Below are 1952 nucleotides of genomic sequence, written 5' to 3'. Positions count from 1 at the left end.
TTCCCTCATCTTTTCCTTAATATAATTTCGTGTTTGAAGATCTTCCTGGCTGTAAGTAAGGCGTGTAGTTCCTTTTCCAGGTGTGGCTGTAAAATTACTAATTTTCTCTATATGGTCCTCAATTCGCTGCTTTAGTAGAGTCATGATGATTCCTCCCTATTCTTACAAGAATCCAACAAAGATCCCTGCCAATATGACCGATACGATTGTAACCGTTACAAACCCGCCGACGAGCATAGGCGGCAGCATATGGCTTGTCAGTGCTTCACGTTCTTTTTCATCATCTGTCAATGATTTGATTACCTCATTGGTGATAATGTAGTCAGCCGGGAATCCGTAAAGTGCAGTCAATGACACGGCAAAAGCCATTTCTTTGCTGACCTTTAACAATTTTCCTGCAATGAAGGAGAAGATGTACATCCCAATGACACCAAGGATTATCGTACCGATCAGTGGGACAATGATTTCAAGCAGCATGCTTGGCGTTGCCTGCTTCAAGCCATCAAAGATAAAAAGCATCAATACTAAAATCGCGATTCCAAACCCGTTAGCCTTTTGTAAAGCATGTTTCTCAAGGAATCCTACGCTTGTTGCAATGACACCAAATAACAGACAGAGTACGAATGGACTAACTGATACAATCGGAGCCAGAAGTGTTGAAACCTGGTAAGCTAGAAATGCCACTAATGAAAGCCTGAAAAATTTAAAGAAATCTGTGTTATATTTTTCCGGCAAATTCTTAAAAAGCTTAAGTTCTACAGGTTGTACAGTTTCAACAGCCGTTGCGACCTCCGCATGTGCAGAAGATAATCCTCCTTCACGGTATTGCTTCAGAAGCCGTTTCCCTTCTTTCTTTAATACAAGCGAAGTCAATGGATAACCAGCAAACCCCTGCATGACATAAATAACGATTGCGAACACCGAAAGTGAAGCAAGGCCAGCTTCCTTTGCGCCTTCAGACATGATTAACGCTGATACGACACCACCAACTAATGGCGGAATAGCAACGACCATTGTTTGAAAGCCGAAAACGAGAGTACCTACACTCAACAAGACGGCGATGATTCCTAAAATACCGGACAATGCAATTACGATAGTTTTCCATTGATTTTTTAATTCCTTAAGGGAAAGCAAGGTTCCCATGTTCGTGATCAATAAGTACATCATCATAACCGCGACAGCAGATGGCACACCCGCCAATGCTACGATTTCTTTCGGAAAAAATGTCCAGTACCCAATCAGGAACAAGACAGCCGAGATGAACATAGAAGGAATCCATGCTTTCGTTCGAACAGCGACGAAATCTCCTACTAATAAAATGAATACAACGATGACTAATGCTAACATCTGTGACAAATGAATCCCCCCAAATTCTAGATGACTTAAATCTTTCGTCTTACGAAAAAAAAGTTATTAGGAGAATAATAATATAGTTAAATAATTCAGTCAATTATAATTTTTAGAATTTTCAGATGAAAACGGTTACTTAATGAACTTCCTACTAAATACCTATTTTGTTAGTAATACCTGAAAAAAAATAGACCATCTTTTTTAGATGGTCCTACTCTTAAATTCAAAACATTCTCTCGTTCAATAATTAAATTTTTAATGATTATATTTCGTAATCAAAAAAAACAGAATTTAAAAAGGAATAGCAATATCATTAATATGGCGAATGGAAAGATTTGAATCTAGATTTTGGATTAAGTAACCATCCGATTCCTTGTTCGAAGAATATAAAGTACCAACATTATTTTCTATCACCATCATAGTGTGGTCATCTATACCGATACCACTAAACCCTCTTTCTATCAGCAAATTATGATAAGCTTCTGCTCGGTCTGGATAATTGTAATGAGAAATTATACAACCATCTAGAAATCCCAATCCCTCTACTATTGTATAGCCTATCTCCATTTCATAACTTCCTGCAAAAGCAAACAATGCATGAG

At 38.0% G+C, this 1952-nt stretch carries 2 protein-coding genes and 1 pseudogene; all 3 read right to left on the bottom strand.

Going from position 1 to position 1952, the window contains the following annotated elements; genetic code table 11:
- Positions 1-144, bottom strand: a pseudogene (locus WB217_RS17265) (Zn-dependent hydrolase); the annotation flags it as partial.
- An 18-nt stretch (positions 145-162) separates the two neighbouring features.
- Positions 163-1356 carry a hypothetical protein gene (locus WB217_RS17260; protein WP_423994519.1) on the bottom strand — a complete coding sequence of 398 codons (1194 nt, stop codon included), beginning with the start codon at positions 1354-1356 and terminating at the stop codon, positions 163-165.
- A 285-nt stretch (positions 1357-1641) separates the two neighbouring features.
- Positions 1642-1952: Type 1 glutamine amidotransferase-like domain-containing protein (locus WB217_RS17255; RefSeq protein WP_423994518.1), on the bottom strand; the 311-nt coding region annotated here is incomplete at its 5' end.

Origin of the sequence: Mesobacillus sp. (assembly GCF_049588175.1) — a bacterium.
Taxonomy (GTDB): domain Bacteria; phylum Bacillota; class Bacilli; order Bacillales; family Cytobacillaceae; genus Mesobacillus.
The sequence above is the reverse complement of the archived record's forward strand: the minus strand, read 5'-3'. Positions and strand labels throughout refer to the sequence as shown.